Origin of the sequence: Streptomyces sp. NPDC050743, assembly GCF_044456925.1 — a bacterium.
In the GTDB taxonomy this organism is placed as follows: domain Bacteria; phylum Actinomycetota; class Actinomycetes; order Streptomycetales; family Streptomycetaceae; genus Streptomyces.
The window spans coordinates 1-12394 of sequence record NZ_JBITGJ010000152.1 but is presented as its reverse complement, the minus strand read 5'-3'; the positions used below and the strand labels follow the sequence as shown (position 1 = coordinate 12394).

Here is a 12394-nt window from a genome sequence, read left to right as displayed (position 1 = left end):
GCCGACGGACACGGCAAGGACGTCCTGCACCGGTTCTTCGACCAACTCGGCGCCGACCGCATCGCCCGCTTGACGCACATCAGCGCCGACGGCGCCGCCTGGATCGCCGACGTCCTGGAACACCGGGCCACGCATGCATTGCGCGTCATGGACCCCTTCCACGTCATCGCCTGGGCCACCGACGCCCTCGATACCGAACGCCGCTCGAGTGGGAACCGCGCCCGCCGCCAGGCCCAGGACCCCGAGCGGGCCCGGGCGCTGAAGGACTCCCGCTTCGCCCTGTGGAAGAACGAAGCCGACCTCACCGACCGGCAGGCCGCGAAACTCGCCTGGATCGCTGCCACCGATCCACGCCTGCACCGCGCCTGGCGCCTGAAGGAGGCCCTGCGGGCCGTGTTCTCCCTGGCCAAGTCCCGCCCCAGCGCGGCCCTGCGGGCACTGGACCGGTGGATCGGCTGGGCCCGCCGATGCCGCATCGACGTCTTCGTCGACCTCCAGCGCCGTATTCGCCGCCATTACCAGGCGATTGGCGCCGCGCTGACCACCGGTATGAGCAACGGACTGATCGAGTCCACCAACACCAAGACCCGCCTGATCATCCGCAGAGGCTTCGGCTTCCACTCCGCCGACGCCATCATCGCCCTGGTCATGCTCGCCCTCGCCGGCCCCCGACCCCAACTCCCCGGACGCCAACCCGCCTCAGCATGACCCACACATCAAGCAGGAGAGCCGACAAAAGACCCGTCCTCCGAACTCCAGGCCCTGATCAACGCGCTCACCAGGGCGCGGCGCTGACCCCTGCCGCCGAAATCAATGAACATCCGGTGGTGCGGCAGCGGCCGAGCAGCCGCCCCACACCCCGGCGTTGGGGGCGCGAGGCCGACGCGTGGCCGACCGGACACGCCGGGCCAGTCGTCAACTCGCCGTCCGGTTGCGCCTGTTGATTCCCGTTGCCGCAGGCTCCTTGCTGCGCGAGCGGCAGGTTCTCCCTGCGGGCGTCGTGCCGCAGATGAACACGAGCAAGGTCAGCCGCTGGGACCGGCACGGACGTGAGCACGTGGTTCGTGTGCGGCAGGCCGGGGGCGTACGGGCGGAAGGCCGGCGATGTGTTCGAGGACGTCGGCCGCCACCGCGCGGACCTTACGGCGTTCCCGCCGGGATCTGGCGACAAGAATCTCGAAGGCGTCAATCTCGGTGCAGCCGTGCATCGCCATGAGGGCGCCCTTGGCGCGTTCTATGATGGAGCGCCCTTCCAGGGCTTCCTTGAGCTGCTGGTTCTCGGCGCGCAGGGCCTCAAGTGCGGAGGACGCCGGGGGCGGAAGGATCTCAGGGAAGTCGCGCCGCAGCTGCTCGCCGAGGCTGGCAAGCGATGACACCAGGACACCGAGAGTGGCGAGAACGGCGACCATGCGCTCGCCTGTGTCCGATGCCTGACCGGCTTCAAACGACTCTGACTTCATGCCGCACATGTTGACCGTAAATCGCACCGGCGGACCAGTCTTCCAAAACGGTTTACTTAGATGTAACGGACGAAAGCCAGGTTCCGGGTCAACGCATCCGGAATCATGCATTCCGCCGTGGCAGCTGTGACTGGTGAGACACAAGAGAGACAAAGAGGCCATTGCGTGTGAACAATCTGGAAACTGTTCACTGATTCACCGCGAACGCTGCACAAATACTTACCGCCGGCGCTAGCCTCATACCGGCGTCGCACCCGCCCCCCACGTGCTTGCCGTCCACTGCTCCTGACCATGGACCAGGCGAGAACCGCCAAAGCTTCTCAGCACGTCCCCCTCGCCGCGTCGAGACCGTACGCCGGCAGGGGTCGCCGTACTCCATTACGCCCGCTCACGGGACACCGGAGACGTCGGCCGCTGCTGTGCTGCGCGGCCGTACCGGGTCCCGCGTTCCCCAGGGGGGATCTTCAGATGGCGCAACTGACCTGTGCACCCGCCGATACCGAGGCAGTCGAACTCGGGGGCGGACTAGGCGCCGCCCCGGCCCGGTTGACCGTGGTGATACCCACCCGAAACGAGAAGGACAGCGTCCCGCTGCTGCTGGCTCGGCTGGTTCCGGCAGTGACCGGGCTCGACGCGGAACTGCTGTTCGTCGACGACAGCGATGACGAGACCCCGGGCGTCCTCGCCAACCTCGCCCCGGGCTATCCCGTCCCCGTACGGTTGCTTCACCGGCCCCCCGGGGCACGCGGCGGCGGCCTCGGAGGCGCCGTCATCGACGGTGCCCGGCGTGCGAAGGGCGACTGGGTCCTTGTGATGGACGCCGACCTGCAGCATCCGCCGGAGGCCGCGGCCCTGCTGGCGCGCACGGCGATGCGCGGCGGCATGGACATCGTCGTCGGCACCCGTTACGCGGGAACCGGGTCGACTGCCGGACTGTCCGGCGCGTCCAGGGTGCTGACCTCGACCACCTCAACCCGTATGGTCAAGGCGGTTTTCCCGAGACGGCTGGCGACCGTCAGCGATCCGCTGAGCGGCCTGTTCGCGTTCCGTACCGACGCGGTGGACCTGAACCGACTGCACCCGCTCGGCTTCAAGATCCTGCTGGAGATGCTGGTCCGTCACCCGTCTCTGCGCGTCGCGGAGGTGGCGTACCACTTCGCACCTCGCGAGGCCGGCGACTCCAAAGCGTCCTTCCGTGAAGGTCTGGCCTTCCTCCGGCACGTGACGCGGCTGCGCCGCGACCGGCTCGTCGGTCAGCTGCGCGAGAAGCCCGCCGACCGGAGCGCCCGGCTTCGGCAACTGATGCGGTTCCTGGGGTTCGGGTTGGTCGGGCTCTCCGGGGTCGCGGTCAACACCGCTGCGCTGTGGCTGCTGTTCGACCGGTTCGGGGTGCACCATCTGGTCGCCGCCGCGCTGGCCACACAGGCGTCCACCACGTGGAACTTCCTCCTAGTGGAAGGTCTGGTCTACCGCGGTCGCGGCTCCGGCAGCTTCAAAGGCCGCGCACTGCGCTTCTTCGCCCTCAACAACCTGCTGCTGCTCGGACGGCTTCCGGTACTGCAAGCGCTGGTGGTGGCCGGGTTGGGCGTACTCACGGCCAACGCGGCCACGCTCGTTCTGCTCTTCCTGCTGCGCTTCCTCATCAGCGACCGCGTGATCTACGGAACAGGAGCGGCCAAGGAAGGCAGCCGCGGCCCGGTACGGCTGCTCGTCGATCCCGGCCCCGTCGCCGCCACCGCGGCACCGGATCCCGCCGTCGGCCGCAAGCGTTCGACGTACCTGCCATACCGCTACGACGTGGTCGGCACCGTCACGATCGGCTCCCAGATCCGCCTGCCTGAACTGGAGTTCTTCCGCGCCCAGTGGATCCCGGACAACGAGGTGGACATCGCCGTGCGGGTCGGGGATGTCGGCCGTCGCACCCCGCACCGCCGGGCCTCGCTGACCCAGCACGCGCAGTCCGCCGGGCCCGCCGCGATTCGCTACGAGGAACACCTCGGACGCTTGGGCGCGAACTTCAGCGTGCGTCTCGGGGAGCAGATCGGGGTGGAGATCGGACCACTGCTGGCCCGCTCGCCGCACGTCGTCTACACCAACGTGCTCGAGGCGCTGCTTCGCTTCGTCCTGATCTCCCGCGACCGGATGCTGCTGCACTCCGCGTGCGTCGAACTGGACGGCGTCGGGGTGATGCTGTCCGCTCTGACCGATACCGGTAAGACGGCGACCATCCTGCGGCTGCTGCGCGAGCACGGCGGACGGTTCCTGTCGGATGACATGACCGTGGTGGATGCCGAGGGTAATGCGGTGTGCTTCCCCAAGCCGCTGACGATCAGCTCACACACGCTGCGTGCGGTGAACGCCAACGACCTGACCCGGGCCGAGTGGCGCAGGCTCAACCTGCAAAGCCGTCTGCACTCCAAGGGCGGCCGCTCGCTGGCGCTCGCCCTGGCCCGCTTCAATGTGCCGATCATGGGCATCAACGCGGTCACCCAACTCCTGGTGCCGCCACCGAAGTACAGCGTCGACCGACTGGTTCCGTGCCGCATGGGCAGCAGCACCAGGGTCGAGGAGCTGTTCGTCATCGAGCGCGGCACACCCGGACTGCGCGACCTGGACCAAGGCGAGGCACTGGAGCGGATGCTCGTCAACACCGAGGACGCTTATGGCTTCCCGCCCTACCGCTACTTCGCCCCGGCGATCACCATAGGCGGCCTGACGTATCCGCAGCTCAAGGCGCGGGAACGGGAGATCTTGGGGGGCTTCCTGTCCGGGGTGCGCACCCGGGTGCTGGCCTCGGACCGCTTCGGCTGGGCCGACGAGATTCCCCGACTGCTCGCCGAAGAGCGGGGAGAGACGCGTACCGACCTGAACGGCAGCATGCCGACGGCGGCCGCACTACAGCGGGCGGATGAGGAGGGGGCGCAAGCCGAGGCCTGGCCGCGCTGGGGCGTCCGCATGGCCCCCAGGTCGATCGCGTCGTGAGAGAGCCCACCGAGTCGCTCAGTCCCTCCGAGGCGATCGAGGCCGGGATCGAGATGATCGAGGCGATGGGCACCACCGAGGCTGCTGGGCCGGCCGATCCCCCCGGCCGGCCCGGTGCGGTGGCGGAGTCCGATGCGCGGGACTCCGCCACCAGGGAACCGGCCCGCACCGTCCATCCCCAGGGCGATGCGGGCCGGCCGGGCCGTGGGTCGGTGGCACTACTGCGGCTCGCCACAGCGGTGCCGCTGACCGCCGTCCTCGCCGTCGCCGCCGTGCTGCGCTTCTGGCGCCTTACGGCGGTGGGGCTCAACAGTGACGAGGCCGTCTACACCGGCACAGCCGCCTCCCTCGCCGGCAACAGTTCCCTGGGATCCATCTTCCCGGTGTTCCGCGCTCATCCGGTGCTGTTCCAGGCGCTGTTGTCGCTGGTGCTGCGCGTCCACCTCAGCGACTGGACGGCCCGCGCGGTGCCGGCGGCCATCGGCGTGGCGGCGGTCGCCATGACGTACGGGCTCGGTGCCCGGCTGTACGACCGTAAGGCCGGACTTGCCGCGGCACTGCTGCTCGCGGTGATGCCCTATCACGTGGTGGTCAGCCGGCAGGTGCTACTGGACGGGACGATGACGCTGTGCGCGACAGCGGCGCTGTACTGCGTCGTACGTTTCGTCGAGCGGCCCGGCCCAGGGTGGCTGCTCGCAGCCGGCGGGATGATGGGCGTGACGGTGCTGGCGAAGGAGACCAGCGTCATTTTGCTGGGCGGGCTGTACGCGTTCTTCGCCCTGACCCCGGCCGTGCGGATGCGGTGGCGGCAACTGCTGCCGGCGCTGGGCGCGATGACGGGGGTGGCGGCGGCGTCACCGCTGGCGCTGGCGCTGGCCGACCGGTCCCGCACCGGTGGTGCCTATCTGCTGTGGCAGCTCTTCCGCCGGCCGAACCACCCATGGACCTTCTATTTCACGGCCGTTCCGTCCGCAGTCGGCCCACTGCTGCTGGTCGCGGTGGGCGCCGGGCTGATCTGGCTGCGCCGGGAGAACACCTGGCGGGAGCGGCTGCTGCTGTCCTGGATCGGTGTCCCCGTGCTGTTCTTCACCATCTGGCCGGTGAAGGGCTTCCAGTACCTGCTGCCGATCGCGCCGCCGCTGGCGGTGCTGGCCGGCCGCACTCTGGGCCGTCTGCCGTCGTTGCCCTGGCCGGTACCGCGGCGCGTCTGGCTGCCGCGTGCTGTGGCGGCGGCGCTGACCCTCGCCGTGACGGCGAGCCTCGGCGTGTCCGCGTGGCAACGTGCGGCTCCGTCACATGACGGGACCTTCCTCGCCGGTTCGGGCGGGCTGCCCGGCGGGCGGGAGGCCGGGACGTGGCTGCGCGGGCATGCGCCGGACGGCGTTCAACTGCTGGTGATCGGGCCGTCGATGGGCAACGTGCTCCAGTTCTACGGCCATCGCAGGGTGCGAGCGCTGTCGGTGAGCCCGGATCCGCGGGCCCGCAACCCCTCGTACGAGCCGGTGGCCAACGCCGACCGGGCGCTGCGCGACGGGGAGTTCCAGTACGTCGTGTGGGACTCCTACAGCGCGAAACGCACCCCCTTCTTCACGGGAAAGGCGCAGAGGTTGATCAACCGCTACCACGGCAGGGCCGTGTTCACCGCCAGGGGACTGGGCGGCAAGGCCCTGGTCGTCATCTATCAGGTGCGTGCGACGTGAGGCGGCGGTCGGGGAGGCTGCTGCTACTCGCCACGCAGACGGCGGTGATGCTGGTTCTCGCGGCCGGCGCTCCCGCCGGTGCGGCGGGCACGCATCAGTCCAGGACACCCATACGGCACTTCGTCTACCTGATGCAGGGCGACCGCACCTTCGATCAGTACTTCGGCACGTACCCCGGCGCCGACGGCATTCCCGCCGACGCGTGCCAGGCCCGTGACCTGGCCCATCCGCACCAAGGCTGCGTCAAGCCGTACGCCCTGCACGGCAAGGCGGCACCAGCCGCGGCCCTCTCCGCGGGCAAGACCGTGATCGAGCGCCAGTACGACGAGGGGAAGATGGACGGCTTCGTGGCGGCGTACGAACGCCAGGGCCGGGACGGCGCCGCCGCCATGGGCCACTACGACCGACGCGATCTGCCCTTCTACTGGAACGCCGCCGACCGCTACCAGCTCTTCGACCACTTCTTCGCCTCAGCCCGGCACGGCACCCGGCTCAACCGCTCGTACTGGGTCGCGGGCGGCGCTCTCGACTCCGGCCGGCCGACAATCTTCGACCGGCTGCAGGCGGCCGGGGTGAGCTGGAAATTCTACGTCGAGGACTACGACCCCAAGCAGACGTTCCGGCAGCGCTCCAAGACCAATCCGGCCACCCAGACGGTGCGCGTCCCGCTGCTCAACTCGCCACGGTTCGTGGACGACCTGAAGCTCCGGGGCCACATCGTCAACCTCGACCAGTACTACGTGGACTTGGAACACGGCACCCTGCCCGCCGTCGCCTACGTCGCGAGTTCAGGAGCGGGCGAACGCTCGGCCCGTTCCATCCCGGCCGGACAGCGGTTGGTGCGCAACCTGGCCACGCAGCTGATGCTCAGCGGCTATTGGAAGTCCTCGGCGTTGCTGTGGTCCTACGACGGTTCCGGCGGCTGGTACGACCATGTCGCCCCGCCCCCAGGCTACGGCTTCCGGGTGCCGGCACTGCTGGTCAGCGCGTATGTGCCGCGGGGCCGGGTGGACCACACCGTCTTCGACGCAACGAGCGCGCTGCGGTTCGTCGAGGAGAACTGGGGGCTGAAGTCGCTCGGCGGGCGGGACGCCAAGGCCACCAGCCTAGCCCGCGCCTTCGACTTCGGCGGCCAGCCACGCCCGGCCGACATCATTCCCGGTGCGACGGCGACGCCCATCGCCCTGCGACCGGTGCGGTCGGCGATGGTCTACGGGGTGTACGGCGGGGCGGCGGGCATCGCCGCGCTGCTGGTACTGACGGCCGCGGTGGGGCAGCGGCTCATGAAGGGGGTGCGCTCATGGCGGCGCTGAGTTCGGTGAAGCGGGCCGGTTTCGGGCGCCGGGGCGCACAGCGCGCCGTGGCGGTGCTGGGCGTGCTGGTGGTGGCGTGCGCGGCGACAGGAGCCGCTGATGCATCCGACGCGGTCAAACGGCCGCATCCGCGCCGTGCACCGTGGATGGTGACCGTGACGGTGCAGACCGTTCCGGTGCTGGCGCATGTGCGGTTCACCTTCGACGGGGCGCAGATCGTCACCGATTCGCGTGGCCGGGCCACGTACACCGGATCGCACGACTTCGAGGAGCACTCCCTGACGCTGCACGACGCCGTGATCAACACCAAGCACCGTCGCTACCGCTTCGCCCGCTGGTCCGGCCAGCGGGACCCGGACCAGGCGTTCCGCACGTCCGTCGAGGGCCTGCCGCTGCGCGCGGACTACACGGTCACCGCCGCCTTCTCCGCCCGCTATCCGGTCACCACCTCGTTCACCGACCAGCACGGCACGCCGGTAGCGGCCGGGCGGATCAGCTCGGTTTCCGTGAGGAGCGACACGGGGAGCAGAGTTGACGTTCCACCAGGCCGGACCGTCTGGCTGGACGGACTGCTGCCGGTCTTCCGCAAGAGCGTGCTGACGACGCGTACCATCTCCTACTCGCTGCAGAGCGTGATGGTGGACGGCACGAACACCGTCGACGCGGGCAAACAGCGCTTCACCCCGGCGGGCTCGGACCAGGCGGTCTTCGTCACCCAGTTCCACGACCTGACGATCAGCGCGCACGACGCGGTGCTCGCGGGCGCCATCGGTTCGGCAGCCAAGGTGACCATGCCGGACGGCAAGGTGCGTACGATCCCGTTCGGCAGGGACGCAAGCGCGACGTTGCGTGGACTGCCTCGGGGCCATTACGCGGTCGACGTCAAGGCGGGCGGCCTGACGGCCCGTCAGGAAGTGCTGCTGTCGAAGGACCGCGCGGTAGACGTCCAGGTGATCGGCGACGAGGACCTGGTGGGGGCCGCCGGATTGCTGCTGGCCATAGCGGTCGGGCTCCTGTTCGCCGGCCGGACCGCCGCGCGCAGGGCCGCGGGCGGGACGAAACCCGGCGGGAAGACCGCCGGAAAGGCCTCGAAAAGGGTCTGGAAGAAGCCCTGGAACACGAGCGGCCGGAAGGCCGTCGAGACGACGGACGACACCGCGCAGGAGCAGCTCGTGGCAAAGACCGACCAGAAGTCCCGCAGACTCCTCCCGCGGTGGGCAGCCGTCGTCGAAGCGGACGGCTCGCCATTGGCACAAGCCGGTGAGGCGACCCGCGCGGGGACCCCTGGGAAGGCGGGCACTGAGCCCGCACCGTCAGCGAAGGAGGACGCGCTGCACCACGCGCGCCTCCCGGAGGCCGGCGACATGGCCGAGGAGCCGCCCGGCGAGTCGTCAGACGACCCGTCCCCCAACGTGTCCAGCGAGAAGGCCGGCACGTCGTCTGGCGACTCGGACAGCGACAATGCCGGCGAGCCGTCCGGCGAGAAGGCCGTGGTGACATGAGACGCACCAGGGCGGCACTGGCCGCCCTCCCCCTCATGCTGGGTCTGCTGGGCTCACAGCCCGCCCAAGCCGCGGCGGCCGTCCACTCCGGTGCGGGCGGCGGGCACATCCCGTTGCTCGCCTACTACTACCAATGGTTCCAGCCGTCCTCCTGGCAGCGGGCAAAGATCGACTACCCGCAACTCGGCCGCTACTCCAGCGACGACACCGGGGTCATGCGCGCGCACATCGCCTGGGCGAAATCGGCGGGCATCGACGGATTCATCGTCAGCTGGAAGAGCACTCCGGTGAACAACCGGCGGCTGCGGCTGCTGATGTCCGTCGCGGCGACCGAGAACTTCAAGATCACCGTGATCTACCAGGGCCTGGACTTCCAGCGTCGCCCGCTGCCGACGGCCGAAGTGACGGCGGACTTCGCCGCCTTCGCCAAGTGGTTCGCCGACAGCCCGGTGCTCTTCCGTCTCGACGGCAAACCGCTCACCGTGTTCAGCGGGACATGGGCGTACACGCACGACGAGGTCGCGCATATCACCCGCCCCGTGCGCAGCAAGCTGCTCGTGCTCAACACCGAGAAGAACGAGCGCGGTTACGAGCGCCTGGCCGACGTCACCGACGGCGACGCCTACTACTGGTCGTCGGTGAACCCCGACACCAACCCCAACCATGCCGCCAAGCTCGACGCCATGGGACAAGCAGTGCACACCCACCGTGGTTACTGGGTCGCCCCCTTCGCACCCGGCTTCGACGCCCGGCTGGTCGGCGGCACCAAGGAGGTGCCGCGCAAGAACGGCGCGACACTGCGCGCCGAGTACACCGCCGCGGTCGGCTCGCAGCCCGACGTACTGGGCCTGATCAGCTGGAACGAGTTCAGCGAGAACTCCTACGTCGAACCATCGGTCGCCACCGGTCGGCGCTATCTGGACCTGCTGCGCGAGCTGCGCGGCGGAGCGGCCGCCGGACGGACGGCCACCCACGTGAGCCCGGCGCCGGGGCCGCACCGGCACACCCTCGCGCGATCGGCTGCCGAAAGGGCCTGGCCGAACATGCTCCGGCTGGCCGGGTTCGCCGCCGTCCTGGTAGCGGCGGTGACGCTGCTGGCCCGGCGTCGCGCAGGAAGCGGCATCGGCCGCCCAGGAAGTCACACAGAAAGAAGAACGCCATGACCAAACCGTTCGGTCCACGCCGAGGGGCGCGAGCGCGGCGAAGACACCTGACCCAAGCCGTACTTGTCCTCGCCACGGGGCTGGGCACGGTCCTCGCCGTCACCACCTCGGCCCACGCCGCACTGCCCGGAGCCGACGCCCATCTCACCCGGGCTCCGTACCTCACCGACCTCACCACCACATCGGTGCAGGTCAACTGGGCCACCACCACGCAGAGCAAGGGCAGCGTCCATTACGGGCCGCTCGGCGACTGCTCGGCGTTCACGGTGACCTCCGGCAATTCCGGCTACCCGATGACCATCAACGGCGTGACCAAGTACCGCAATTCAGTGACCGTCGGCGGGCTGTCGGCCGGCACCACGTACTGCTACCGGGTCTACACCGGCGGCACGGCCCCGGTGGACCTCCTCGGCACCCTGACCACTCCCCAGTTCACCACCTTGGAACCGGTCGGTTCGACCACGCCGTTCAGCTTCGCCGTGCTGGGCGACTGGGGCGACACCACCAACAGCGGGGTCGACGACGGCTCGGTCAACGTCAACCAGGCCAATGTGCTGTCCCAGATCGGCCGCAGCGGGGCCCGCTTCGCGCTGTCGGCGGGGGACATCGCCTACCAGGGCGGATCGCAGACCAACTACGGCGACCTGAACCAGTCGGGCATCGACATCAGCGCCGTCTTCGGCCCCCAGTACTGGGCCCAACCCGGCATGAACACCCCGATGTTCGCGGTGAGCGGCAACCACGGCCAGAACTCCACCTACCTGCTCAACTGGCCAACGGCCGCCACCACCAACGCCTCCAGCGGCACCTACGCCATGGTCAGCTACCCGTCGATCGACGGCACGACCCCGGGCACCTACCCGACGGCGTACTACGCCCTCGCCACCGGCGCGGTGCGGATCTACATGCTGGACGCGGCCTGGGGCAACAGCAACACTGGCACCGCGACGGGTGGCACGTGCGGTTCGCACTGCGCGATCTACGAGGTCGACCACGATGCCCACTGGACGGTCTCCTCCGCCGAGTACCAGTGGCTGGCCCTCGATCTGGCCGCGCACCCGGGCGGTGTGAAGATGGCCGTCTTCCACTTCCCGCTGCGCTCCGACGACGCGACGGAGCCGGACGACAGCTACCTCAATATCTCCGCCGGGCCGTCCAGCCTGGAGACGCTGCTGCACGACAACGGCGTGGGGCTGGTGTTCAACGGCCACGCGCACGACTACCAGCGCAACACCGCTCCCCCGGGCGGCGTGATCAGCTATGTCACCGGAGGCGGAGGCGCCAAGGCCACCCCGGTCAGGGGCGGCACCGGCTGTTCCGCCACCGACGCGTACGCTGTCGGCTGGTCATACAGCAAGGCCAAGGGCTCCGCGTGCGGCGCGGCCCCGGTCCCGACCAGCGACACGCAGGTGTACCACTTCCTGGAGGTGACGGTGGACGGCACCACGGTGACAGTGACGCCAACCGACTCCCTGGGCAGGACCTTCGACGTCCAGACCTACGACTTCGCACAGTGACAGGGGCGCCTCGCCCACCAGGTCTGCCACTACCACCGTCGGGGGCACTCCCTCCAGGGGCGGGCGGGCAGAACCCGCCCGTGACCACGGCCTGAGGTTCCGCAGGTCAGCGACTCAGCGCACCTTCCACCTCCCCCGTGTCGACGCCGCCGCCGTGCGCGGGTCGCCGTGATCCGGGGGCGGCTTTCCGGGATGAATGGGTACCAGTGCCACACCGTCTGCCCTGGGAGAAGGGGTGGGCTTCATGGGGTTCGGTTTCCGTGTGGGCGTTCCGGGGATGAGTGTGCGCGTCTCGACGCGGGGTACGTACCTCGGTCGGGCCGCGTGCAGCAAGGATCAGTGTCGGCAGCGGTGGTACCCGGGTCTCCTCCGGGCTGGGGCCGTTCTACGCCTCGAGTTCTCTCCGGGGCGGCCGGGGACGCACCAGTACGCGGCGCAGCCCGCGGTCGCGCACGGTTGCGCCGTCGGCCGCGCAGCTGGAGCGGGCGCGTCGGCAGGCGGAACGGGCGCAGCAGGAAGCGCAGCGCGATGCCGCGATCGCTGAGCTGCGCGAGCTGCGGCGCCAGATGACCGAGGTGCACCTGCAGTCGTTTCCCGCCGCGCATCCGCCCGTGATCCCGGACGTGCCGCAGCTGGGCCTGCCGTGGGCACTCGCCGAGGCACAGGCTCACCAACTTCCTTAATCATCCCTGGTGTTGCGCATGTATGGTTGCGTGCATGGAGTTGCTGCGTATATCGACGGCCGCGAAGCGTCTCG

Annotated in this window: 7 protein-coding genes and 1 pseudogene; 7 read left to right on the top strand and 1 reads right to left on the bottom strand. The window is 69.6% G+C overall.

Going from position 1 to position 12394, the window contains the following annotated elements; genetic code table 11:
• On the top strand, window positions 1–708 hold a 708-nt coding region (locus ACIBJF_RS48460), incomplete at its 5' end, for a transposase (protein ID WP_399184276.1).
• 416 nt (window positions 709–1124) lie between these two features.
• Here the strand turns inward: ACIBJF_RS48460 and ACIBJF_RS48455 are convergent.
• A pseudogene (locus ACIBJF_RS48455) lies at window positions 1125–1409 on the bottom strand (ANTAR domain-containing protein); the annotation flags it as partial.
• 519 nt (window positions 1410–1928) lie between these two features.
• On the opposite strand from ACIBJF_RS48455, the gene ACIBJF_RS48450 reads away from it, so the two are divergent.
• From ACIBJF_RS48450 to ACIBJF_RS48425, 6 genes are read left to right on the top strand one after another with little or no spacing between them, the layout of a single operon-like run.
• Window positions 1929–4442: a glycosyltransferase gene (locus ACIBJF_RS48450; protein ID WP_399184274.1), complete on the top strand. Its 2514-nt coding sequence runs from the start codon at window positions 1929–1931 to the stop codon at window positions 4440–4442.
• Complete coding sequence (locus ACIBJF_RS48445; protein WP_399184272.1) at window positions 4439–6142, top strand: ArnT family glycosyltransferase; 1704 nt, start codon at window positions 4439–4441, stop codon at window positions 6140–6142. The genes ACIBJF_RS48450 and ACIBJF_RS48445 overlap by 4 nt, the downstream gene beginning before the upstream one ends.
• Window positions 6139–7455: an alkaline phosphatase family protein gene (locus ACIBJF_RS48440; protein WP_399184270.1), complete on the top strand. Its 1317-nt coding sequence runs from the start codon at window positions 6139–6141 to the stop codon at window positions 7453–7455. Before ACIBJF_RS48445 ends, ACIBJF_RS48440 begins: the two co-directional genes overlap by 4 nt.
• Entirely contained in the window at window positions 7443–8957 is a 1515-nt protein-coding gene (locus tag ACIBJF_RS48435; protein ID WP_399184268.1) for a hypothetical protein, read from the top strand. The genes ACIBJF_RS48440 and ACIBJF_RS48435 overlap by 13 nt, the downstream gene beginning before the upstream one ends.
• Window positions 8954–10120 carry an endo-1,3-alpha-glucanase family glycosylhydrolase gene (locus tag ACIBJF_RS48430; protein WP_399184266.1) on the top strand — a complete coding sequence of 389 codons (1167 nt, stop codon included), beginning with the start codon at window positions 8954–8956 and terminating at the stop codon, window positions 10118–10120. The genes ACIBJF_RS48435 and ACIBJF_RS48430 overlap by 4 nt, the downstream gene beginning before the upstream one ends.
• Complete coding sequence (locus ACIBJF_RS48425) at window positions 10117–11637, top strand: fibronectin type III domain-containing protein (protein ID WP_399184264.1); 1521 nt, start codon at window positions 10117–10119, stop codon at window positions 11635–11637. Before ACIBJF_RS48430 ends, ACIBJF_RS48425 begins: the two co-directional genes overlap by 4 nt.
• Window positions 11638–12394: the final 757 nt, after the last annotated feature.